Below are 21,287 nucleotides of genomic sequence, written 5' to 3'. Positions count from 1 at the left end.
TATTTGGGCTATTGGCATTGAATGGAGCAGGCAAACAAAGGCTGCTGATTGACGACCATGGGCGGGCCCAGCCGGTGTGACTGAAAGCCCGTGCGGCGCAGCAGGCGCTCCACCCCCAGGGGTGACACCGTCACCATGCGCTGCGCGCCCTGGGCCATGGCGCAGCGGCTGGCGGCATGCAGCAGGCCGGTGGTGATGGGGGAGGAGAACTGGTCCAGGGCTGAGCCCGTGGTGCCCCCAAAGTCCACCGCCGCAAAGCGGGACAGCTCCCACACGGTGGGCGATTGGGGTGGGTCTGCGCCGTTGAGCAGCACCGGAAACACTTCAGACAGCAGGTAGGGGCGCGTGGTGGGAAGCAGGCGTGCCGTGCCGATCACGTCGCCCGCTGCGTTCTGGGCAATCACATACAGGGTGTCGTCGCGGTCAAACTGGTCCCACTCCAGTGCATCGCGGCATTGCAGCTGCCAGCCCAGTGTTTCTACAAACACGCGGTGCCGGTAGCGGGCCAGGCGGGTCATGAGCGGAGGGCGCAGTTCTGCAGAACAACCCGAAGTGATGCGCATGTCAATTCCCTCTCAGATGTTTGAGTCATTAGAGAATTGCGCAAAGAGATTTGTAACTACCAACTTTGGTAGGTGGTGCTGGGCGGCCTGGGCTGCAAAAATCCACTCGCCAAAATGCATTGCAAGCGCCAAAATGCTCTAAACGTAACAATTTGATAACGTTTTGCCCCGGCTGGTCATTGGTTTGCATGGCCCCGGCGTGCTGTGGTTTTGGCCCGTGGGTGGAGTCCCTATGACAAGCTGGCAAGAGGATTTGTTGGATGTGCTCGACCAGGCGCAGTCGGAGCATGAGGTGTTCCGCAGGATCGAGTCTGCTGCGCGGTCGTTGGGCTTTGACTACTGCGCCTACGGGCTGCGTGTGCCATTGCCCTTGTCCAACCCTCGCACCATCCTGCTCAACAACTACCCCGTTGAATGGCAGGAGCGCTATGCGCGGCAAGGCTATGTGCAGATCGACCCCACGGTGCAGCACGGCTGCCGCAAAAACACGCCACTGGTGTGGACGGATGAGGTGTTTGCACAGGCGCAGGATTTTTGGGAGGATGCGCGTTCGTTTGGTTTGCGCTTTGGGTGGGCCAAGGCCTGCATTGATGGGGGCGGGGTGCGGGGGATGCTGACTCTGGCCCGGTCTGGCGAGGCCTTGACTGCGCAAGAGGTGGACCACAACGAGATGAAGATGCGGTGGCTGGCGCACATGGCGCATGTGGTGCTGTCGCGGATTTTCACCACACGGCAAGCTGAGCAGATGCAGCCCAACTTGACCGCCAGAGAAATCGAGGTGCTCAAATGGACTGCCGATGGCAAGACGTCTGCCGATATTTCTTCGCTGCTGGATGTGTCGGAAAACACGGTCAACTTTCACGTGAAAAACGCGGTGTTCAAGCTGCAGACCACCAACAAGACGGCGGCCACCGTGCGCGCGGCCATGCTGGGTTTGCTGGGCTGATGGCCCTTGCTCGAAACCCGCGCAGCCCACGCGCCTTGCGTGGTGCAGGCGGCGTGCAGCGACCTCATTCACCACAGGCAGCGGGCCATGCAGCTGTCGTCTGACGGTCTGCTGCGCTTGTCGATTGACGAGCTGCTGTCTTTGCCTATCGCACACTTGGTGTCTGGGGTGGACACCGAATTGGCGGGCGCCTGCCCCGTTGCGCTGCGAGAGTGCGGGCGCGAGACCGTGATCAGCGGCTACACCGAGTGGGTCAGTGCCTCGTCACCTGCCGTCTCGATCGGCTGGGACTGGCAACTGCAGTTGTCGCAGGCGCAACAGACGTTCCAGTGGGCCCGATTGGGGCAGCCGCGCACCAATGTCATGCTGGTTTATGCCGCAGGGGGCGACACGGGGTGGATCAAAAATCTGGAGTTGCTGGCCACGGTGGTGGATGCCCTGCCTTGGCAGGACCATTTGGTGCGGGCGGTGGGGCTATCGCCTGGGCTTGGGGTGGTGGATGCACCTGTGGGTCATTGCGCCTTGCCGTAAGGGACGCTGTGATTGCGCTGCCACGCTCTCGGCGTCTCTTGGCTGCAGAGCACCAGCGGGGGCAGGATCTCTGGGCTGATGCTTGACCCCACCTGCTTGTCAATTTGCTATTGAAATAATAGCTTCTAGCGCTTGTATTTAAAGCGGTAGGGGCATAAAACACTAAAACTCTTCTGCCACCACCACGTGGCACCAGGCAGCGTGGACCGGGTGGGCAAAGCCCAGTTCGCGCGCATGCAGCAGCAGGCGCTGGCCGGGGTGGTGCGGCGGTGGTGCATACAGCGTGTCGCCCACAATAGGGTGGCCCAGGGCGCTCAGGTGCACGCGCAGTTGGTGGGTGCGCCCGGTCAGGGGCTCCAGCTCCACGCGGGTGGTGTGCTGTGCGCTGTCGTAGCCCACGGCCCGCCAGTGGGTCTGACTGGGTTTGCCGGTGGTGGCGTCCACCACGCGCAGGGGGCGGCGCTCCCAGTCTGCGGCAATGGGCAGGTCAATCAGTTGCCAGGGGCCTTCGGGTGGGCACTGGGGCTGGCCCAGGGCACCCTGCACCACGGCGACGTAGCGCTTTTGCACTTGCCGCGTGGCAAACGCCTCGCTCAACTGGCGTTGCACCGCCAGGCTGCGGGCCATCAGCACCAGCCCGGATGTGGCTTGGTCCAGCCGGTGCACGATGAGGGCACCGGGCCAGCGCATGTGCGCCCGGGCGCTCAGGCAGTCCTGCTTGTCCTCGCCACGGCCGGGCACGCACAGCAGGCCTGCGGGCTTGTGCAGCACCAGCAGGTGCTCGTCTTCGTACACCGCCTGCACCCCGGCAGGGACTGCCAGTGCCGGGGGGGCTGGGGGTATGGCAAAGGGCGCAGCAGTGGCGGGTTGCGCGGTGGCCTGTGCGCCACCGTGCTCTTCAGCGAGGGGGCGCATTGTCGCCATGCACCAGCTGGTGCACGGTGGCACACAGCTCTTCCACATCATTGGGCTTGTGGATGAGTGCGCGTGCACCTTCAGCCAATGCCGCCTGTTCAATCTCTGCCGTCACATAGCCCGAGGCCAGGGCCACGGGCAGGTCAGGCCGAATCAGCCTGGCTTCGCGCACCAGGTCCACGCCGCAGAAGCCCGGCATGTTGTAGTCGGTCACCAGCAGGTCATAGTCCTGCGGCTGGGCCCGCAGCGCTGCCGTGGCTTCGTGGGGGTCTGTAAACCCGCTGACGCGGTAGCCCCGCCTGCGCAGCAGCCGCTGCACCAGAAACACCAGGGCCTCGTCGTCGTCCACATACATGACGTGGTGGGCCCGGGGAGCCTGTACGTTGGCAGGGGTTGTGGCTGGTGTCTCCGTGGCGGGCTCGGGGGCCGGGTTTGGTGCCTCTGGGCCGGGCAGGGCGGCGGCGGGTGGTGCTGGCTCTGCCGCCTGCTCAGGCCGGGCCACCGGAAAGTACAGCGTGAAGCGGCTGCCTTCGCCTGGCGTGCTTTGCACATCCACCGCGCCTTCGTGCGTGCGCATTACGCCGTGCACCACAGCCAGGCCCAGGCCCGTGCCCTGGCCTACGGGCTTGGTGGTGAAGAAGGGCTCAAAAATGCGCTGCAGCGTGGCGGCATCCATGCCGGGGCCGGTGTCGCGCACGCTCAGTGCCACATAGTCGGCGGTGGCCAAGCCCAGGCGCTCGCTCAGGCGCTGGTCTGGTTGGATGGCCACCGCTTCGACGTGGATGCTGCCTCTGGCGCTGCCCATCGATTGGATGGCGTTCGTGCACAGGTTCAGCAGGGCTTGCTCCACCTGCGTGGCATCTGCCAGCACCGGGGGCAGGCCGGTGGGCAGGTGCATGTGCAGCTCAATGGCCGGGGGCAGGGTCACGCGCAGCAGGCGCTCGGTGTCGTGCGCCACTTCTGCCAGCGCCACGGCGGTGCGCCGGGGGGGCTCGTTGCGGCTGAAGGTCAGAATCTGACGCACTAGGTCGCGCGCCCGTCGCCCGGCTTTTTCAATCTCCAGCAGGCTCTCCAGCGCGGAAGAACCTGGGCCGCAGTCGGCTTTGGCCAACTCCACGTTCCCCAAAATCGCGCTCAGGATGTTGTTGAAGTCGTGCGCGATACCGCCCGCCATGGTGCCCACCGCCTGCATCTTGTGGGATTCGCGCAGCTGCGCCTCCAGCTCGTTGCGGTGCGCCTCGGTCTTTTTGCGGCCCGTCAGGTCGCGCGCAAACACGGTGGTGGTCTCGCCCTCGGCATGGCGCTCAAACGACACGCTCACCTCCACCGCCAGTTCTTTGGCGCTGGCCGTGCAGGCCATCATCTCGCCCAGCATGGCCTGGGTGGTGAGCTGGGCAAATGCCATGGCTTGCCCGGCCGCGGGCAAAAATCGCTCCAGCGGGCTGCCCAGTGCGTCTTGTGCGCTGCACTGGAACAGGGCCGCCGCTGTGGGGTTGAAGACGGTAATCAGCCCGTGCTGGTCTACGCAAATGATGGCGTCCAGCGCCGAGTTGATCACGGCCTCCAGCCGCTTTTCGCTGGCGTGGAGCTGTTCATTGCGTTGCTGCACGGCCAATGCGCTTTGCTGCAGCGCATGGCGCTCGGCCAGCAGCGGGCCTTGGTCAATCACGGCGCACAAAAACTGCAGCTGCACAGTACCGTCGTCCTGTGCCGCCTCGATGCGCGCAATGTGCAGGTCGCCGGTGATGTGCACCTGGGGGCCGATGGGGAAGACCACCTCGGTCACCTCACTGTGCCCCTCGGCCTGCGCTTGCTCGAACGCGGCGCGCACACGCGGTGCATCGGCTTCCGAGACAAAAGGCATCAGCGCGGTGAGGGGGCGGTCGCGCTCGGTGGGCTGAAACGACCGGTGCGCCATTGAATTGGCCTGCACCACCATGTCGTATTCGTCCACCACCATCAGCGCCAGCGGCACGCTGGAGAACAGGGTCTCGAACCGCTCCGACGCACTCTCGGCCACTGTCTGGCTGTAGCGCAGCACCTTGTTCTGGCCTTCCAGCTCTGCCTGGGAGGCGCGCAGCTCGGCAATCAGAGCCGCCACCGAGCCCTTGGGGCGGTCGGCCTTGCGGCGCTCGGCAGGCACAGGTGGCTGGGCATTGCCTGGCTCAGCGTTCAGCAAAAAGGAGAGGTCCGGTTGGCTCATGGGGCTTGGCGCGATAAATCCCTGCGGTTGGGGCCCTGCAAAGGGTCTCGGCGATGCCACCGCAACCACTGCGCGGCCCGGGATGGCGGTTGGCACGCCGGACCACCCGGGGGCTCGCAGGGGGCCGAGAGAATTGCCAGTGTACGTGCTTCACAGGTGTGCAGTGCCTTGGCCGAAGGGGCTCTGGTGCCGCAGCCATCGGTCGATGGATGGGCCGATAGGTTTGAATCGATGCGTCTGTGCGCGGATTGGGCCCGAATTGGCCACCGTGCAGGGTGATTGTTGCCAGATCGCGAACAATATTTTTCCTGTTGCGGGCTATCTGCCTGGGCCGATGAAAACTACATTCCTCACCGTACCCCTTTGATACCCACTCGGTATCTCTCCTCATTCTTTCGGAAAGCCGCTTTCACATGACCACCACCCATACCGCCGCTGACAACGCCCTCATCGACAAACTGCAGTGGCGCTACGCCACCAAGAAGATGAACCCCACCAAGGTGGTGGCGCAAGACAAGGTGGAGCGCATCATCGAAGCAGCCCGCCTCGCGCCCACCTCGAGCGGCCTGCAGCCCTACGAGATTTTTGTGGTGACCGATGCCGCCGTGCGCGAGCGCATCAAGCCCATCGCCTGGAATCAGGCCCAAATCACCGATGGCTCGCACCTGCTGGTATTTGCCGCCTGGGACGACTACACCGCCGAGCGCATCAACGCCATGTTTGACTACACCAACGACGTGCGTGGCTTTAAGAACGAAGGCTGGGAAAACTACCGCAACATGCTGCTGAGCAGCTACCCCCAGCGCGGTGCCGAAGTGAACTTCCAGCACGCAGCGCGCCAAGCCTACATCGGCATGAGCGCCGCCATCATTGCCGCTGCCTTCGAGCAAGTGGACAGCACCCCCATGGAAGGCTTTGACCCCGCTGCCCTCGACGACATCCTGGGCCTGCGCGCCAAGGGCCTGCGCAGCGTCGCCATCCTGCCCCTGGGCTACCGTGCCGACGAAGGTGACTGGCTGGTGAACCTGAAGAAGGTGCGCCGTCCGCTGGAGCAATTTGTGACGGCCGTCTGAGTCCCGATCTGCCCCACCTGCCAAAAAGGCCGGGCGCATGCGCCCGGCCTTTTTGCTTTCCACCACAGCTTTCGTCCGGGCCTTGGCCGAGGCGTTCAGGGCATTTTCAGCGTGCAGCGGGGGCCGTGTCCGTCACGCGGCGCATCGGCGTGAGCAGCAAGGCCAGTGCGGTCAGCACCACCAGCGTACCGCCGCTGGTCGCAAACAGCTGGGCCAGCGTGATGCCCTTCATTACCCAGCCTGTCACTGCCGCAGAGATCGGCGCCAGGCCCATGAAGATGAACATGAACAGGCTCATCGCTCGGCCCAGCAACGCAGGCGGCACACGCTGCTGTATCCAGGTAAACACGCTCACTTGCATGAACCCGCCCAGCAGGCCGATGGCCAGCATCAGCCCCGCGCCCTGCCACACGGCCGTGATCAGCCCCAGTGGCATGAACAGCACCCCAATGACTGCGTCGAAGGCCAGGATCGTCAGGCCCAGGCTGCCGATGCGCAGCCGAGGCACCATGCCCGACACCACCATGCCCAGCAACGTGCCCGCGCCGTGCGCGCCGACCATGGTGCCAAACGCTGCCGCACCGAGTTGCGGCGTGCTGCTGGCCAGCACCGGAATGGCGATGTGGATGGGGCCCATGATGAACAGGGCGATGGCGCTCCAATACAGAAAGCAGGTGCGCAGCTCGTGGTCGCGCCAAAAGTGCGCCAGTCCTTGCGCTACAGATGCCAGCACCGCCTGCGGCGCTGCGGCGGGAGTGGCCGGCGCAGCATGGGTTTGCACTTGCGACAGCGTCCAGGCCGACACCGCAAAACTCAGCGCATCTATCGCAAAGGCAAGGCCAATGCCCGTGGCGTTTGCGCGCGTGGCTTCACTGGCGGCAGTGTCCCCGGCGCCGAACAACGCAATCAACAGTCCGGCGAGCAAAGGCCCCAGAAACATGGTGAGCTGGCGCAGGCCCAGGCTGATGCCATTGGCTGCCTGCAACTGCGGGCGTGCCACCACGTGGGGCATCATGGCCGTGCCGGCTGGGATGCTGAAGGCAGTGGCCAGGCCAATGCCCAGTGACAGGGCATACACCATCCACAGCGTCAGGGTGCCTGCAAGCACCAGCCCCGCCAGTGCGGCCAGCAGCACCAGGTTGACGTATTTGGTGACCATCAACACCTGCTTGGGCGAATGGCGGTCTACCAGTGCTCCGCCCACCAGGATGAACAGCGCACGCGGGATGCTGATGAGGGCCAGCACGGTGCCCAGCACCAGGGTGTCCCCCGTCATCTGCAGTACCAGCCAGGGCAGCGCGATCAGGGTGAACTGATCGCCCAGCATGGACAGGAAAGAGCCAGCCGTCATCCAGCGAAAGTTGGGGTCTTTGAACAGCGCGGCGCGCGGGTCTTTGGGAGAGGCAGGGCTGGGGCTCTGCGGCTTGTGGGGGGATGCTGTGTCAATAGTCATAGGTCGATCCATTCATGGGGACCCACTATGAACCCTCACGTTGCGTGAGGGTCAAGCACTCTTGGGCATTTTTTACCCCTGTGCGGATGGCCGCGCTTCAGTCGATCCGTTGGCTGTGGCAGCGTGTGCCAGCGCCGCTTGCAGATACGAGCGCACGGGTGCGCTCAGGGGCGAACCCGCCTGTAGCAGCGGTTCGCTGGCAGACGCTGTGAGCAGCTTTTGGCGCAATTCGGGGCTGCTGCGCGTCAGTGTGTCGAACAGCGCGCCCCAGCGCAGCGCGGCGGCTGCAGCGTCAGGATGCTGGTGTGGTACGGCACGGGCCAGAAGCTGTTGCACATCGGCCTCCAATGCTGCCCAGTCGGTGTGCGGCACATGGCCCAGCGTGCGCAGGTCGTCGTGTGTCAGGTACTTCTCCAGGAGTGCCATGCGCAGCTTGATGGCCGTTTCGATGTATTCAATCATCTCGCCTGCGGGCGCATGGTTGCGCCCTTGCGTGCTGGGCTCGGTGCGGAACATGTGACCCCAACGCTCCAGCAGGTCCAAGTCGCCCCCCATCCAGTGCAGCATCAACCCCATCCAGCGGTAGGCCAGCGCCTGGACTTCGGGGGTGTCAGGTGGCAACTGGCGGTCCATGGCGCTTTGCACCAGGTCCTTCACAATAAGCCAATCCGCCTCAATCAGGTTCCAGCTGCTGAAGATCTGCTTGAGTTCGGCCGAGCTGAAATACTTGCCATAGGTGGTCATGAGCGCCAGCGCTTCGAGCCAGTTACCCATGTCAGGCTCGGCCCCCGCCATCAGGCCGTCGTGCAGCATGGTCAGGCGCCCGCGCAGTTCCGTGGCTTGCGCTATTTGCTGGTCCAGCGCGCGGATCTGCTGGCCGATGATGCGCTCGGGCGCAACGCTGTCGCCCTCCAGCAGGTGGGTGATGTCATTGAGCGCCAGACCCATCTGGCGCATCGTCTGGATCGCGTGCAGCCGCTGCACATCGGCCTGGCCGTAAAGGCGGTAACCCGACTCTGACCTGCCCGAAGGCGTGAGCAGGCCAATGGCATCGTAATGGTGCAGCGTGCGAACCGTCAGGCCCGCGCGCTGCGCCAGCTCTCCCACCTTCAACAGCATCTGGAAGCTCAGCGCTTCACGGAAATCAGCTCGATCTCAAAGTTCAACGTGGCGTTGGGCGGAATCACGCCACCAGCCCCGTTGGCGCCGTAGGCAATGCCGGGCGGGCAAGTCAGCTTGGCCTTGCCGCCGGGCTTCATGCGCTGCACGCCTTCCGTCCAGCAGGGGATCACTCGGTTCAGCGGAAACTCTGTGGATTCGCCGCGCTTGTAAGAGCTGTCGAACTCCTTGCCATCAGGGAACGTGCCTTTGTAGTGCACCTTCACCGTATCTGTCGCCTTGGGCGATTCGCCCGAGCCTTCCTTGATCACTTCATACACCAAGCCACTGGCCGTGGTGACGGGTTTGGTTTGTGCCATGGCAACAGGGGCCAGGGCCAGAGAAGCGAGCAAGGCGAAAAGAACGCGCATGAAGAAAACTCCAGGAAAAAATGGAGGCCTGATGTTAGGGCCTTTCGCTTGTAACGCATTGCGCAGTAATGCAGCAGATTGCGCAGTGGCACGACGCACCATTGAGCCTGCCGCACCTGTTTGTCTGCGTGCCACTCACTGGGTCTTTTGGTCGCGATGCACTACATGCCTGAATGCGAAATCTTGTTCCGCCAGCAGACTGGCCAGAAACGTGGGGCGCACCTCTACCGCAGCAACGTCTGGCATCCGAAACCACGCAAACTCCAGTGGTCTGCCAGCCTCACTCCCAAGGAATGGCCCGGCGTCTGCAAGCAGCGGAGAGTCTTCGCCCAGCTCAGCCAGAAAGTACATTCCGACTTCATGGTGGCACTTACCCTGGTGCTCAAAAAAGTTTTCAACCACCCAGACAAGCCGCAGCACTTTGACTTCTGCGCAGAGTTCTTCTTGCATCTCGCGCACCACCGCGTGCGCGGCTTCTTCCCCAGCCTCCACGCGCCCACCCGGCAAGGCCCAGAAGGTATCGCCTTGCGCCCTGTGCAGCAATACAGCTCCATCGTGAACGGCTACGCACGCAGCACGCAGATGGAATTGATGTGAGCCAGTATGGAAGCTGAGCATGGGTGCTGAAGTTGGCACGTCGTTAAACCCTCAAGTTTCGCTATCGCTATGCGATACATCATGGCGATCCAAGGCATGTGGCGGCCAGAGGCAGCAGAGAGCCTAGTGATGCTGTTGGTATTGTTTTCGTATGAATCGCTGATGGGGTCGGCGGGATCCCTGTCAGACTGAGTTCGGCCGACTCAATACGCCACTCTGACTTGTTCAGCGTGAAGTAAAGGATCTTTCTTGCGTAGAACTCAGTGGATTCTTGCGTTGGCTTTGCAGCCACCGTACGGCAGTTGAACCGTACCTCAATTTGAGTGCGATTGCGTTTTCTGGGGCCGGATAAAACCTGTTGCGTCTCACAAGTGCCGCGGGCGCGATGGCGGCCTCCGGCGATCGGGACATTCAATTCGAAGTCTGAGTTGTGAAGGACGCTCTTGCAAGGAGCTACCAACGCGTGATAACTGTCAGCCGAGTCTGCGATTGAGGTGCTCGGGATGGCGAGAGCCACAGTCAACGCGGTGAACGCGCAGCACAGCTTGTGGCCGTCTCGCCAGAGCGATGGGACAGGCAGGGAAAACGGTCGTGACGTACCCATTCGGCTTAGCGTGAAGAGGCTCTGCCGGATGGGATTCGTTTTGTGCGAACACACGCTTGAGCGCGGTTGCATAGTATTTCGACTTACGCCAACTCACTCACCGGCACGCAGCTACAGAACAGGTTCCGGTCGCCATACACGTTGTCCACCCGACCCACTGGCGACCAGTACTTGGCCTGGCGTAGCGCGGCCACCGGGTAGGCGGCAGCCTCGCGGGTGTAGGGACGAGCCCAGTCGCCACTCAGCAGGGTCTCTGCCGTGTGCGGCGCATTCTTGAGCGGGTTGTTGTCTTGCGGCAGCTTGCCTGCCTCGATCTGGCGGATCTCTTCGCGGATGGCAATCATCGCGTCGATGAAGCGGTCGATCTCGAACAGCGTCTCGCTCTCGGTGGGCTCCACCATCAGCGTGTTGGGCACGGGGAAGCTGAGCGTGGGGGCGTGGAAGCCGTAGTCGATGAGGCGCTTGGCTACGTCTTCGGCCATCACGCCGCTGGTGTCCTTGAGGTGGCGCAGGTCCAGGATGCACTCGTGCGCGACGTGGCCGTTTTCACTCGCGTACAGCGTGGGGTAGTGGTCCTTGAGGCGGGCGCTGATGTAGTTGGCGCTGAGGATGGCCGTCTCTGTAGCCGCTTGCAACCCGTCGGCGCCCATCATGCGGATGTACATCCAGCTGATGGGCAGCACGGCGGCGTTGCCCAGGGGGGCGGCGCTCACGGGGCCCACTGTGCCAGTCGCTGGGTTGCGCGGCTGGTCGCCCTGACCGGGCAGGCCGGGCAAGAAGGGCACTAGGTCTGCCACCACGCACACGGGGCCCACGCCGGGGCCGCCGCCGCCGTGGGGGATGCAGAAGGTCTTGTGCAGGTTCAGGTGGCTTACGTCGCCGCCAAACTCGCCGGGGGCGGCCACGCCCACCAGGGCGTTCATGTTGGCCCCGTCCACATACACGCGGCCGCCGTGGCTGTGCACCAGGGCGCACAGTTCTTTCACGCTGGTCTCAAACACGCCGTGCGTGCTGGGGTAGGTGATCATGATGCAGGCCAGGTTGGCGCTGTGCTGCTCGCACTTGGCTTGCAGGTCGTCCATGTCCACGTTGCCGTTGGCGTCGCAGGCCGTCACCACCACCTGCATGCCCACCATTTGCGCGCTGGCAGGGTTGGTGCCGTGGGCGCTGCTGGGGATGAGGCAGATGTTGCGGTGACCCTCGCCACGCGACTCGTGGTAGCCCCTGATGGCGAGCAGGCCCGCGTACTCGCCCTGGCTGCCCGCATTGGGTTGCAGGCTGATGCCCGCGTAGCCGGTGGCCTGACACAGCCAGGCGCGCAGTTGCTCGTCCAGCTCCTTGTAGCCTTGCTGCTGGTCTGCCGGGGCAAAGGGGTGCACGCCAGCAAACTCGGGCCAGGTGATGGGGATCATCTCGCTGGTGGCGTTGAGCTTCATCGTGCAGCTACCCAGCGGGATCATGCTGCGGTCCAGCGCGAGGTCTTTGTCAGACAGCGCACGGATGTAGCGCAGCATGCCGGTCTCACTGTGGTGGGTGTTGAAGACTGGGTGCGTGAGGTAGCTGCTGGTGCGGCGCAGCGCGGCGGGGATCAGCGGCTCCACACCGTTTTCAAAGGCGGCGAAGGTGGGGAGCTGCTGGCCGTCCTTGGCGAAGACCTTCCACAGTAGCTCGATGTCAGCCCGCGTGGTGGTTTCGTCCAGCGAGATGCACAGGTACTCTTCAAAGTAAATGCGCAGGTTGGCGCCCATGGATACAGCGCGAGAAGCTATGGTTTTGGTAGCGGCGCCGGTGTGCAGGCTCAGGGTGTCAAAGCTGGCTTGTTCGCGCACAGGCGCGCCCAGTTGCTTGAGGCCTTGCGCCAGGATGGCGGTGTAGCTGGCCACGCGCTGGGCGATGCGCTGGAGGCCCTGGGGGCCGTGGTACACGGCGTACATGCTGGCCACCACGGCGGGCAGCACCTGGGCGGTGCAGATGTTGGAAGTGGCTTTTTCGCGGCGAATGTGCTGCTCGCGGGTTTGCAGGGCTAGGCGGTAGGCGGGCTTGCCGTGTACGTCCACGCTCACGCCCACCAGGCGGCCGGGCATGCTGCGCTTGAACTCGTCGCGGCAGGCCATGTAGGCGGCATGCGGGCCGCCCGCGCCCATGGGCATGCCAAAGCGCTGGGTGGTGCCCACCACGATGTCGGCACCTTGTTCGCCGGGCGGGGTGATGAGCGTGAGGGCCAGCAGGTCGGCCGCCACGATGAAGGCGGCTTGCTTTGCGTGGGCTTTCTCTACATCGGCGCGCAGGTCATCAATGCGGCCGCTGGTGGAGGGATATTGGGCCAGCACCGCAAAGTAGTCGCCCGCCAGCAGGGTGTTCCATTCTTCGGCGGAGTTGGCCAGCTTCACCTCCAGCCCCAAGGGCTTGGCGCGGGTCTGGATCACTTCGATGGTCTGGGGGTGGGCGTCGCCCGCCACCACAAACACGTTGCTCTTGCTTTTGACCGAGCGCTTGGCCAGCGTCATGGCCTCAGCTGCGGCAGTGGCTTCGTCCAGCATCGATGCGTTGGCAATGGGCATGCCGGTCAGGTCGCACACCATGGTCTGGAAGTTGACCAGGGCTTCCATGCGGCCTTGGGAGATTTCAGCCTGGTAGGGCGTGTAGGCGGTGTACCAGGCGGGGTTCTCCAGGATGTTGCGCAGGATGACGCCGGGCGTGTGCGTGCCGTAGTAGCCCTGGCCGATGAAGCTCTTGAGCACCTGGTTCTTGCCCGCGATGGCTTTGAGTTGCGCCAGCGCTGCGGCCTCGGTGATGGCCGGGGGCAGGTCCATGGCGCTGCTGCGTGCGATGGAGCGCGGCACGATGGAGTCGATCAGCGCGCGGCGCGAGGCCTCGCCAATCACCGACAGCATGTGGGCTTCGTCTGCCGCATCGATGCCGATGTGGCGGGGCAGGAATTCGGCAGCGTTTTCCAGCGCGGACAACGGCAGGGATGTGGACAGGGCGGCAGTCATGGCGGGCGTAGGGGTGCTATGAAAAGAGAAGCTGCTAGCGCTTGTATTTGGCGCGCTTCAAGGACTTTTAGCTTGAAACCCAATGGAATCAAGCGCTGGCAGCTATGGTTTTTGAAACCGGAGAGTGGCCAAGTGCCAATCAGGCGTTGGCGGCGAAGGCGGTGTAGGCCGTTTCGTCCATCAGCTCGGCCAGCTGGCCTGCGTCGGCCAGCTTGACCTTGAAGAACCAGCCAGCGCCCAGCGGGTCGGTGTTGGCCAGGGCGGGGTCGGCGCGCAGGGCTTCGTTCACTTCCACGATCTCGCCGGTGACGGGCATGTACACATCGGCAGCAGCCTTCACTGATTCGACCACGCCTGCCACGTCACCTTGGTTGAACGTTGCGCCCACCTCGGGCAGGTCCACAAACACCACATCGCCCAGCGCGTCTTGCGCGTGCACGGTGATGCCCACCACAGCGGCAGCGGTGTCGGCGGTGTTGATCCACTCGTGTTCTTTGGAAAATTTGACGGTCATAGGGAAACTCCTCAAGCAAACGGATAAGTAAAGAAATTAGCAATGTAAGCGGGATGCACCCTTTAGCGGCTGCTACCGTGCGCTGCAGGTAGCGGCAGCCTGGCCCAGGCCAGGGCCCCCGTGCAAGGGCCGCCCCGCAGCACCGGGGGCGTCCCCCTTCCAGGGGGAAGGCGCGCAGCGACTCAGGGGGTAGCCCATTTCAGCCGCGGAAATAGTTGGCGGGCGTGAAAGGCATGGCGCGCACTTCCATCGGCACGGCCTTGCCACGCACGATGGCGTTCACACGGGTGCCGATGGCGGCAAACGCAGGCAGCACGTAGCCCATGGCCACGGGTTCGTTCACCGTGGGGCCCAGCAGGCCACTGGTGACTTCGCCGATCTTCTGGCCGCCTTCGCTTTGCAGCTCGGTGTGCTCGCGCACGGGCACACGCTCCAGTGCGACCAGGCCGACCCGTTTGCGGGGCAGGGTGGCGGGGTTGTCGATCTGCGCCAGCACCTTGTCTGCGCCAGGGAAGCCACCAGCGCGTGCACCACCGGTGCGGCGCACTTTCTGGATGGCCCAGTTCAGCGCGGCTTCGGGTGGTGTGGTGGTGGTGTCGATGTCGTTGCCATACAGGCACAGACCGGCTTCGAGCCGCAGCGAATTGCGCGCGCCCAGGCCGATGGGTTTGACCTCGGGCTGGGCCAGCAGGGCGCGGGCCAGGGTGTCTGCCTGCGCTGCGGGCACCGAGATTTCAAAACCGTCTTCGCCGGTGTAGCCGCTGCGGGTCACAAAGCAGTCGCAGCCTGCGATGCTGAATGTGCCGCCGGTCATGAACACCAGCTTTTCAACGCCGGGCGCAAGACGGGCGAGGGCGGTGACGGCTTGCGGACCTTGCAGTGCGAGCAAGGCGTGGTCGGGCATGGGTACCACCTTGCAGCGCTGGCCGATGCGGGCCTGGATGTGGGCGATGTCACCCACTTTGCAAGCACCGTTGACGATGACAAACAGTGCGGGTTCGCCATCCACGGTGCCTTGGTTGAAGAACATCAGATCGTCGATGACCGTGCCCTCGTCGGTGAGCAACAGGCCGTAGCGTTGCTTGCCCACGGGCAGGTCGATCACGTCCACGGGCATCAGCGTCTCGAACGCGGCGGCGGCGTCGGCACCGATGAGCTTGAGCTGCCCCATGTGGGACACGTCAAACAGGCCTGCGGCGGTGCGGGTGTGCACATGCTCGGCCATCAGACCAGCCGGGTATTGCACCGGCATGGAGTAACCCGCAAAAGGCACCATGCGGGCACCCAACTCAATGTGCAGGGCGTTCAGGGGCGTGGTCAGCAGAGTGGCTGCTGGGGTGGCGGTAGGGGCGGACATGCGGCAGTGACTCCAGGGCAAATAGAGGACGCAACCCACGGGGGGGTTACGACATTTGCCCTGCTGTCCGCTTTACCTGAGAGATTCACCGCAGCGCCCTGGCTGGCCGTGCGGTTTGCTCCTTCGGTGGATGGCCTCGCACACAGTTTTCATGTGGGGGCCACCTCTCTCCAGCAAGGGAACGCCCGCATCACTGCGGGCGGTTGTCAGTCCTTTTGCCTGAGCGTTCGGCTGCTGCCTGCGCCTTCGGCGGTGCCGCACGGCCTTGGGTTGCAAGGTGGGGCACTCTCTCCTGACGGGGCGGATTGTAAGCCTACTTTGCGTACACCAGATCGCGCAGTGCCAACGAAATCGACGGCACGTAGGTAATGACCATGAGGCATGCCAGGATCACGCCTACAAACGGCAGCAAGTGCCCCACGATGCGGTCCAGCGAGATCTTGGCCACCGTGCAGGCGGCAAACAGGTTCACGCCAAACGGTGGCGTGATCATGCCCAGCGCCAGGTTCACCACCATGATCAGGCCGAAGTGCACTGGGTCGATGCCAAAGTGCATGGCCACAGGAGCCAGGATGGGCGCGAGCACGATGATGGCGGCGCTGGTCTCGATGAACATGCCGATGACAAACAGTGCGGCATTCACGCCCAGCAGGAACATGGCGGGGGATTGCAGCACCGATTCCAGCCAGCGGCCAATGGCATCGGGCACGCCTGCGCGCGTGATGAGGAATGCAAACAGCCCGGCGTTGGCGATGATGAACATGATCACTGCCGACGAGATGGCCGACTTGCGCAGGATGGCGTACAGGTCTTTGATCTTGATCTCGCGGTAGATCACCACGCCCACGATCAGTGCGTAGAACACCGCCACGGCCGATGCCTCGGTGGGCGTGAACACGCCGCCGTAGATGCCGCCCAGGATGATGACCGGCATGAGCAGTGCCCAGCCCGCCTGCAGCGTGGCTCGGCCAAAAGGCAGGCGCCCATCGCCATCGTTCTTGCCCCAGCCCTTGTATTTGCAGTAGGCCCAGACAAAAAGCATGAGGGCGCCGCTGATCAGCAAACCGGGGCCAAAGCCCGCGATGAACAGCTCGCCAATCGATACCTCGGCGCTCACACCGTACAGGATCATGGGGATGGAGGGCGGGATGATGACGCCCAATTCCGCACTGGTGGCCTGCAAGGCAGCTGCGTAGCTGGTGGGGTAGCCGTGCTTGATGAGCGCCGGAATCAGGATGGCGCCGATCGCAAACGTGGTGGCCACGGACGAGCCTGACACTGCGGCAAAAATCATGCAGGTGAGCACGCAGGTCATGGGCAGGCCACCCTGCACACCGCCCACGATGCTCTTGGCAAATTCGACCAGACGGCGGGAGATGCCGCCAGTTTCCATCAGGTTGCCCGCCAGGATGAAGAACGGAATGGCGGCCAGCGGAAACTTGTTGATCGAGGCGAACATTTCCTTCACCGAGATCAGCATGTTGGCGTTGGACACCTGGATGCCCAAAATGGACGCAAGCCCGATGGACACGGCCACGGAGACGGTGAGTGCAAAGCACAGCACCATGGTGCAGATCATTACGACACTCATAGCATGGCCCCCACGCTCGGCATTGCATGTCCTCGCTGCCCCCAAGGGGGCCGTTCACTTGCTTGAGGCGGCTCGGCGCGGCGTTCATTGAGCCGTCTCCAGTTCCATGCGCAGTGGGTCGATCAGATTACCGATGATGCCGACGATGCAAAACAAGCCGCCGACTGGCATGGCCAGGTAGGCCCAGAACATGGACACGGACTCCAGCCCCGCCATGCTTTGCACACCGCCGCGGCGCGCGTAGTCCCAGCCAAACCACACGATGATGAGGATGAGCGCCAGCGCTGCGAGCGTCACCACCCAGTCCAGCACACGCTTCATGCGCGGGGGCTCCAGCGGTAGAGCACGTCCACGCTGACCATGGCGCCTTGGCGAAAGGCCGCCGGGATGGCGAGGAAAACCATCCAGATCAGGCTGAAGCGGATGAGCACCTCCGTCCACTCGGCGGGCTGCTCCAGCACAAAGCGCATCAGGATCTGGAACATGCCCAGGGCAGAGGCCAGTGCCAGCATGGCGCAGGCCCCAAGCATGGCGGTGGATGTGGTCCACCGTTCAAAGGTTAAAAAAGCGTTTTTCATGGGGTGCAGGCCGCCACTGAACAGAAAGTATGAGAAGACAAAACGCCCGTAGGCACAGGCGCCACGGGCGTTCGGGGTCAGCGAGGGCGTGTCTGCCTCGCGCTTGCGCGTTGCATCAATAGTTGAGTCACTTGACGTCGCGAATCTTGTCGAGCGCGGCTTTGCCAAACTGCTTTTCAAACTCGGCGTTCACTGGTGCCAGGGCTGCGACAAACTTGGCTTTGTCAACGCTGTCGATCACCGTCATGCCCTTGGCGCGCAGGTCGGCCACGCCCTTGGCATCGTCTTCATCCACGCGGGCGCGGTTGGCCTTGGCACCTTCTTTGGCTGCGTCAAGGAAGGCTTGTTTGTCAGCCGCCGACAGTTTGTCGAACGACGCCTTGTTCATCACGAAGATGGCGGGCGAGTAAACGTGGCCGGTCAGGGACAGGTGCTTTTGCACTTGGTCGAACTTGGCCGAGATGATGACCGACAGCGGGTTTTCCTGGCCGTCTACCGTGCCCTGCTGCAGTGCCGTAAACACTTCAGGGAAGGCCATGGGCGTGGTGATGATGCCAAAGCCCTTGTACGCGGCAATGTGCACTGGGTTTTCCATCGTGCGCATCTTCAGGCCCTTGAGGTCGCCGGGCTCTTTCACATCACGCTTGCTGTTGGTCATGTGGCGAAAGCCGTTTTCGGCCCAGGCCAATGCCTTGAACCCCTTGGCGTCGAACTTGGCCAGCAGGTCTTGGCCGATGGGGCCATCGAGCACCGCGCGGGCATGGGCCTTGTCGCGGAACAGGAAGGGCACATCGAGGATCTTGGTCTCTGGCACAAAGTTGGGCACGGGGCCGCTGGAGCTGAAGGCCAGCTCTTGCGTGCCCAGCTGCACGGCTTCAATGGATTCGCGCTCGCCGCCCAAGGCGCCGTTGTAGAAGGTCTGCACCTTGTAGCGGCCGGCTGTGCGCTTTTCCACTTCTTTGGCAAACGTGTCGATGGCTACGCCTTGGTGCGAGTTCTGGGCCGTAGAGATGCTGATGCGCATGGTGGTCTGCGCTGCCGCAGTGGCCACAAAGCCGAGCGCAAGGCTCAGGCCAACGACGAGTTTGGTCAATTGCATGGTGTCTCCTGTTGTGCGGCGCGCCCACGGTGGCACGCCGGGTCAGGTTCATTATGTTGGCCCGCCTTGCGCCGGAGCATCGGGGTTTGTGCTGGTAAGTGTGCTTATGAAGTCACATGGGCTACAGGCCATTGGCGCTGGCGTGGTGAGGGTGATACCCACCGTGGCAAGCGCCCCGTGCTGGCGGTAACCAGCCGGGGCCTTGGCATTTTGTGCGGCTCCGGTAAGAGCGCCTTGATGGAGCAAGTATGCGGATTGCTTCCTGGTTTTGTTTTCTGTTTTGTCTTCGATTTTTGAGAAATTCAGAAAAATCTTCTGAATAGTCGTCTTTGGCGGAATAATGTGCAGCATGGACAAGATAGATCGGAAAATTCTCGCGGTGCTGCAGGCCGATGCCCGCGCCAGCTTGCAAGAGATTGGGCAGGCCGTGGGGCTGAGCCCTTCGCCCTGCTGGGGGCGCATCAAGAAGATGGAAGAGGCGGGTGTGATCCAGGGCTACACGGTGCGCATCAACCCGCAGGCGCTAGACCTGGCCGACACGGTGCTGGTGCAGGTCACGCTCGACAGCCATTCCGACAACACGCTAGAGAAGTTTGGCGAGACGCTGGCCAGCATTCCTGAGGTGATCGAAGCGCACTTGGTGTCGGGCGACTACGACTACCTGCTGCGCGTGGTGGTCAAAGACACGCGGGACTATGAGCGCCTGCTGCGCGAGAAGCTCTACAAGATCAAAGGCATACGCCACAGCCGCTCGAGCTTTGTGCTGCGCACGCTGAAAAAGGCTGATTTGCCGCTGTAGCGCTTATCAATAAAGCGCTGGTAGCTATTGATTTGAGATCAATGGCTGCTCTCGCCTGCAATTCGCTGTGCCCTGCGTCGGCAGTGGAGAGGCATAAAAAAAGCCCCCGAAGGAGCCTGAATGTGCAGGGCGCAGGCGCCTTACATGCCCGCGTAGTTGGGGCCGCCACCGCCCTCGGGGGTGACCCAGACGATGTTCTGCGTCGGGTCTTTGATGTCGCAGGTTTTGCAGTGCACGCAGTTTTGCGCGTTGATTTGCAGGCGCTGGGCATCGCCACCCTTGGCGGTATCGGGCACAAATTCGTACACGCCTGCGGGGCAGTAGCGCGCCTCGGGGCCTGCGTATTTCGCCAGGTTGATGCTGACGGGCACGCTGGCGTCTTTGAGCGTCAGGTGCGCGGGCTGGTTCTCTTCGTGGTTGGTGTTGCTGATGAACACGCTGGAGAGGCGGTCAAAGGTGAGCTTGCCATCGGGCTTGGGATAGTCGATGGGCTTGCACTCAGCAGCGGGCTTCAGGTACGCATGGTCAGGCTTGTCGCGGTGCAGCGTCCAGGGGATGTGGCCGCGCAGCACAAATTGTTCAAAGCCGTTCATCAGCGTGGCGGTGGTCAGGCCGTACTTGAACCAGTTCTTGAAGTTGCGGTCCTTGTTCAGCTCGGTGTGCAGCCAGCTGGCTTCAAACGCCTTGGGGTAGGCGCTCAGCTCGTCGTGCTGGCGGCCCGCCACGATGGCCTCGTAAGCCGCTTCTGCAGCCAGCATGCCTGTCTTGATGGCGGCATGGCTGCCCTTGATGCGGCCCACGTTCAAGTAGCCCGCGTTGCAGCCTACCAGTGCGCCGCCAGGGAACACCGTCTTGGGCAGCGCGTTGATGCCGCTGGCGTTGATGGCGCGCGCGCCATACGACAGGCGCTTGGCGGTGACTTCGCCCTTGTCGTTTTCGAAGTAGTAGCGGACGTTGGGGTGCGTCTTCCAGCGCTGGAATTCTTCAAACGGGCTGAGGTAGGGGTTGGTGTAGCCCAGGCCCGTCACAAAGCCGACAGCGACCTTGTTGCCTTCGAGGTGGTAGAGGAACGCGCCGCCGTAGGTGTCGTTCTCCATGGGCCAGCCGGCGGTGTGCATCACAAAGCCGGGCTGGTGGCGCTTGGGGTCGATCTCCCACAGTTCCTTGATGCCGATGCCAAAGCTTTGCGGGTCGCGGCCTTCGTCGAGGTGAAAGCGCGCAATCAACTGCTTGCCCAGGTGGCCGCGTGCGCCTTCGGCAAACACGGTGTACTTGCCCAGCAGCTCCATGCCCAGCTGGAAGTTGTCGGTGGGCTCGCCTTCTTTGCCAATGCCCAGATTGCCCGTGGCGACGCCGCGCACCGAGCCATCGTCGTTGTACAGCACCTCTGCCGCGGTGAAGCCGGGGAAAATTTCCACGCCCAGGGCTTCGGCCTGCTCGGCCAGCCACTTGGTGACGGCGCCCAGGCTCACGATGTAGTTGCCGTGGTTGTGCGCAAAGGGGGGCAGCAGCGGGTTGGGCACGCGAAAGCCCGACTTCTGGCTCAGGAAGATGTAGGCATCGTCGGTGACGGGCTGGTTCAGTGGTGCGCCCTTGGCCTTCCAGTCGGGGATCAGCTCGGTCAGGGCCTTGGGGTCCATGATGGCGCCCGAGAGAATGTGCGCGCCGGGCTCAGAGCCTTTTTCCAGCACGACCACCGAGACGTCTTGGCCCTTTTCAGCGGCCAGTTGCTTGAGCCGGATGGCGGTGGACAGGCCGCCTGGGCCGCCGCCCACAACGACCACGTCGTACTCCATGGATTCGCGGGGACCGTACTGGGCCAAAATTTCTTCGTTCGTCATGAGCGTCTCGTCGGGCGTTTGATAATGGTCTGATTTTGTACAGGCAGGAGTGTGAACCACTGTCTGGCTGGCGACTGATTGTATTCAAGGAATACAGA

18 protein-coding genes, 1 pseudogene and 2 riboswitches are annotated in these 21,287 nt (G+C 63.2%); of the genes and pseudogenes, 4 read left to right on the top strand and 15 right to left on the bottom strand.

All coding sequences use genetic code 11. The features are described 5' to 3' along the window. Nucleotides 1-8: 8 nt before the first annotated feature. Entirely contained in the window at nucleotides 9-563 is a 555-nt protein-coding gene (locus tag EAG14_RS11470) for an acyl-homoserine-lactone synthase (protein ID WP_099655296.1), read from the bottom strand. 232 nt (nucleotides 564-795) lie between these two features. Here EAG14_RS11470 and EAG14_RS11465 point away from each other — a divergent pair, with 232 nt between their 5' ends. Next, the gene (locus EAG14_RS11465; RefSeq protein WP_099741011.1) at nucleotides 796-1,509 is read left to right on the top strand and encodes an autoinducer binding domain-containing protein; all 714 of its coding nucleotides are present in this window, start codon (nucleotides 796-798) and stop codon (nucleotides 1,507-1,509) included. An 87-nt stretch (nucleotides 1,510-1,596) separates the two neighbouring features. Next, nucleotides 1,597-2,040: a DUF4902 domain-containing protein gene (locus tag EAG14_RS11460; protein WP_162995974.1), complete on the top strand. Its 444-nt coding sequence runs from the start codon at nucleotides 1,597-1,599 to the stop codon at nucleotides 2,038-2,040. Nucleotides 2,041-2,202: 162 nt separating this feature from the next. On the opposite strand, the gene EAG14_RS11455 is transcribed toward EAG14_RS11460, so the two are convergent. Then, nucleotides 2,203-2,955, bottom strand: a complete 753-nt coding sequence (locus EAG14_RS11455) for an RluA family pseudouridine synthase (RefSeq protein ID WP_121728919.1) — start codon at nucleotides 2,953-2,955, stop codon at nucleotides 2,203-2,205. Beyond that, on the bottom strand, nucleotides 2,939-5,158 hold the full coding sequence (locus EAG14_RS11450; RefSeq protein ID WP_121728918.1) for an ATP-binding protein: 2,220 nt from the start codon (nucleotides 5,156-5,158) through the stop codon (nucleotides 2,939-2,941). The genes EAG14_RS11455 and EAG14_RS11450 overlap by 17 nt, the downstream gene beginning before the upstream one ends. 413 nt (nucleotides 5,159-5,571) lie before the next feature. On the opposite strand from EAG14_RS11450, the gene EAG14_RS11445 reads away from it, so the two are divergent. Further along, nucleotides 5,572-6,231 (top strand): NAD(P)H-dependent oxidoreductase, encoded by a 660-nt coding sequence (locus EAG14_RS11445; protein WP_099655300.1) that lies wholly within the window; start codon nucleotides 5,572-5,574, stop codon nucleotides 6,229-6,231. Between the two features lie 106 nt (nucleotides 6,232-6,337). Here EAG14_RS11445 and EAG14_RS11440 read toward each other — a convergent pair whose 3' ends face one another. From EAG14_RS11440 to EAG14_RS22795, 11 genes and pseudogenes are all read right to left on the bottom strand, one after another. Beyond that, nucleotides 6,338-7,684, bottom strand: a complete 1,347-nt coding sequence (locus tag EAG14_RS11440) for an MFS transporter (RefSeq protein ID WP_371414345.1) — start codon at nucleotides 7,682-7,684, stop codon at nucleotides 6,338-6,340. A gap of 72 nt (nucleotides 7,685-7,756) precedes the next feature. Further along, nucleotides 7,757-8,803 carry a MerR family transcriptional regulator gene (locus EAG14_RS11435; protein WP_121728917.1) on the bottom strand — a complete coding sequence of 349 codons (1,047 nt, stop codon included), beginning with the start codon at nucleotides 8,801-8,803 and terminating at the stop codon, nucleotides 7,757-7,759. Between the two features lie 8 nt (nucleotides 8,804-8,811). Further along, nucleotides 8,812-9,213 (bottom strand): FKBP-type peptidyl-prolyl cis-trans isomerase, encoded by a 402-nt coding sequence (locus tag EAG14_RS11430; RefSeq protein WP_121728916.1) that lies wholly within the window; start codon nucleotides 9,211-9,213, stop codon nucleotides 8,812-8,814. Between the two features lie 135 nt (nucleotides 9,214-9,348). Beyond that, on the bottom strand, nucleotides 9,349-9,831 hold the full coding sequence (locus EAG14_RS11425) for an NUDIX hydrolase (protein WP_121728915.1): 483 nt from the start codon (nucleotides 9,829-9,831) through the stop codon (nucleotides 9,349-9,351). Between the two features lie 666 nt (nucleotides 9,832-10,497). Further along, on the bottom strand, nucleotides 10,498-13,410 hold the full coding sequence (gene gcvP, locus EAG14_RS11420; RefSeq protein WP_121728914.1) for an aminomethyl-transferring glycine dehydrogenase: 2,913 nt from the start codon (nucleotides 13,408-13,410) through the stop codon (nucleotides 10,498-10,500). Between the two features lie 139 nt (nucleotides 13,411-13,549). Beyond that, nucleotides 13,550-13,924 carry a glycine cleavage system protein GcvH gene (gene gcvH / locus EAG14_RS11415; protein WP_099655307.1) on the bottom strand — a complete coding sequence of 125 codons (375 nt, stop codon included), beginning with the start codon at nucleotides 13,922-13,924 and terminating at the stop codon, nucleotides 13,550-13,552. Between the two features lie 199 nt (nucleotides 13,925-14,123). After that, the gene (gene gcvT / locus EAG14_RS11410) at nucleotides 14,124-15,281 is read right to left on the bottom strand and encodes a glycine cleavage system aminomethyltransferase GcvT (RefSeq protein ID WP_121728913.1); all 1,158 of its coding nucleotides are present in this window, start codon (nucleotides 15,279-15,281) and stop codon (nucleotides 14,124-14,126) included. Between the two features lie 53 nt (nucleotides 15,282-15,334). Then, nucleotides 15,335-15,465, bottom strand: a riboswitch (glycine riboswitch). A 21-nt stretch (nucleotides 15,466-15,486) separates the two neighbouring features. Further along, nucleotides 15,487-15,578, bottom strand: a riboswitch (glycine riboswitch). A 16-nt stretch (nucleotides 15,579-15,594) separates the two neighbouring features. Beyond that, complete coding sequence (locus EAG14_RS11405; RefSeq protein ID WP_099655309.1) at nucleotides 15,595-16,872, bottom strand: TRAP transporter large permease; 1,278 nt, start codon at nucleotides 16,870-16,872, stop codon at nucleotides 15,595-15,597. 84 nt (nucleotides 16,873-16,956) lie between these two features. Then, nucleotides 16,957-17,450: pseudogene (locus EAG14_RS11400) on the bottom strand (TRAP transporter small permease). Nucleotides 17,451-17,577: 127 nt separating this feature from the next. After that, nucleotides 17,578-18,549 carry a TRAP transporter substrate-binding protein gene (locus tag EAG14_RS11395; protein WP_121728912.1) on the bottom strand — a complete coding sequence of 324 codons (972 nt, stop codon included), beginning with the start codon at nucleotides 18,547-18,549 and terminating at the stop codon, nucleotides 17,578-17,580. Between the two features lie 51 nt (nucleotides 18,550-18,600). Further along, on the bottom strand, nucleotides 18,601-18,900 hold the full coding sequence (locus EAG14_RS22795) for a hypothetical protein (RefSeq protein ID WP_162995973.1): 300 nt from the start codon (nucleotides 18,898-18,900) through the stop codon (nucleotides 18,601-18,603). Here EAG14_RS22795 and EAG14_RS11390 point away from each other — a divergent pair. Further along, the gene (locus EAG14_RS11390) at nucleotides 18,899-19,348 is read left to right on the top strand and encodes an Lrp/AsnC family transcriptional regulator (RefSeq protein WP_099658598.1); all 450 of its coding nucleotides are present in this window, start codon (nucleotides 18,899-18,901) and stop codon (nucleotides 19,346-19,348) included. The genes EAG14_RS22795 and EAG14_RS11390 overlap by 2 nt on opposite strands. Nucleotides 19,349-19,488: 140 nt before the next feature. Here EAG14_RS11390 and EAG14_RS11385 read toward each other — a convergent pair whose 3' ends face one another. Further along, entirely contained in the window at nucleotides 19,489-21,189 is a 1,701-nt protein-coding gene (locus tag EAG14_RS11385) for an electron transfer flavoprotein-ubiquinone oxidoreductase (protein WP_121728911.1), read from the bottom strand. Nucleotides 21,190-21,287 lie beyond the last annotated feature (98 nt).

Source organism: Acidovorax sp. 1608163, from assembly GCF_003669015.1.
Lineage (GTDB): Bacteria > Pseudomonadota > Gammaproteobacteria > Burkholderiales > Burkholderiaceae_C > Acidovorax.
This window is presented reverse-complemented; position numbering and strand designations above follow the sequence as displayed.

Coding starts and splice junctions, on each gene's coding strand:
- gcvH (WP_099655307.1), bottom strand. CDS start 13,924: ATGACCGTCAAATTTTCCAAAGAACACGAGTGGATCAACACCGCCGAC.
- EAG14_RS11445 (WP_099655300.1), top strand. CDS start 5,572: ATGACCACCACCCATACCGCCGCTGACAACGCCCTCATCGACAAACTG.
- EAG14_RS11450 (WP_121728918.1), bottom strand. CDS start 5,158: ATGAGCCAACCGGACCTCTCCTTTTTGCTGAACGCTGAGCCAGGCAAT.
- EAG14_RS11430 (WP_121728916.1), bottom strand. CDS start 9,213: ATGCGCGTTCTTTTCGCCTTGCTCGCTTCTCTGGCCCTGGCCCCTGTT.
- gcvT (WP_121728913.1), bottom strand. CDS start 15,281: ATGTCCGCCCCTACCGCCACCCCAGCAGCCACTCTGCTGACCACGCCC.
- EAG14_RS11440 (WP_371414345.1), bottom strand. CDS start 7,684: ATGACTATTGACACAGCATCCCCCCACAAGCCGCAGAGCCCCAGCCCT.
- EAG14_RS22795 (WP_162995973.1), bottom strand. CDS start 18,900: ATGCTGCACATTATTCCGCCAAAGACGACTATTCAGAAGATTTTTCTG.
- EAG14_RS11460 (WP_162995974.1), top strand. CDS start 1,597: ATGCAGCTGTCGTCTGACGGTCTGCTGCGCTTGTCGATTGACGAGCTG.
- EAG14_RS11385 (WP_121728911.1), bottom strand. CDS start 21,189: ATGACGAACGAAGAAATTTTGGCCCAGTACGGTCCCCGCGAATCCATG.
- EAG14_RS11425 (WP_121728915.1), bottom strand. CDS start 9,831: ATGCTCAGCTTCCATACTGGCTCACATCAATTCCATCTGCGTGCTGCG.
- EAG14_RS11390 (WP_099658598.1), top strand. CDS start 18,899: ATGGACAAGATAGATCGGAAAATTCTCGCGGTGCTGCAGGCCGATGCC.
- EAG14_RS11465 (WP_099741011.1), top strand. CDS start 796: ATGACAAGCTGGCAAGAGGATTTGTTGGATGTGCTCGACCAGGCGCAG.
- EAG14_RS11435 (WP_121728917.1), bottom strand. CDS start 8,803: ATGCTGTTGAAGGTGGGAGAGCTGGCGCAGCGCGCGGGCCTGACGGTT.
- EAG14_RS11395 (WP_121728912.1), bottom strand. CDS start 18,549: ATGCAATTGACCAAACTCGTCGTTGGCCTGAGCCTTGCGCTCGGCTTT.
- EAG14_RS11455 (WP_121728919.1), bottom strand. CDS start 2,955: ATGCGCCCCCTCGCTGAAGAGCACGGTGGCGCACAGGCCACCGCGCAA.
- EAG14_RS11470 (WP_099655296.1), bottom strand. CDS start 563: ATGCGCATCACTTCGGGTTGTTCTGCAGAACTGCGCCCTCCGCTCATG.
- gcvP (WP_121728914.1), bottom strand. CDS start 13,410: ATGACTGCCGCCCTGTCCACATCCCTGCCGTTGTCCGCGCTGGAAAAC.
- EAG14_RS11405 (WP_099655309.1), bottom strand. CDS start 16,872: ATGAGTGTCGTAATGATCTGCACCATGGTGCTGTGCTTTGCACTCACC.